General features: G+C 53.3%; 1 protein-coding gene. It reads right to left on the bottom strand.

The window, feature by feature from the left end:
- Nucleotides 1–190 (bottom strand): hypothetical protein (locus tag WFJ47_RS16510; RefSeq protein ID WP_336762904.1); only part of this gene is annotated, 190 nt, incomplete at its 3' end.
- Between the last annotated feature and the right edge of the window lie 65 nt (nt 191–255).

Raw genomic sequence — 255 nt, 5'->3', positions numbered from 1 at the left:
ATGTGCTGGCACCTCCAAATGAGGGGAAAGGCGTCGATCCCGGTACAACACCCGACTGATTGGACCAACTTACCTTTGTAGGGTCCGCGATCTTGTCATTACTAACAAGGATATAGCCCCCGCTCGGACTATAGGAAATGAACCCGTTTTCGGTCTGGTATGCTCCGGTCGTGGTGTTCTGCGCACTCACAACCACTTGTCCGTTGGCGTCAGTGTATTTCCACGTTTTGCCGTCATACGACGCCGTAAGCGGAC

The sequence above is a fragment of the Asaia sp. VD9 genome, from assembly GCF_037150015.1.
Taxonomy (GTDB): Bacteria; Pseudomonadota; Alphaproteobacteria; order Acetobacterales; family Acetobacteraceae; genus Asaia.
This window is presented reverse-complemented; position numbering and strand designations above follow the sequence as displayed.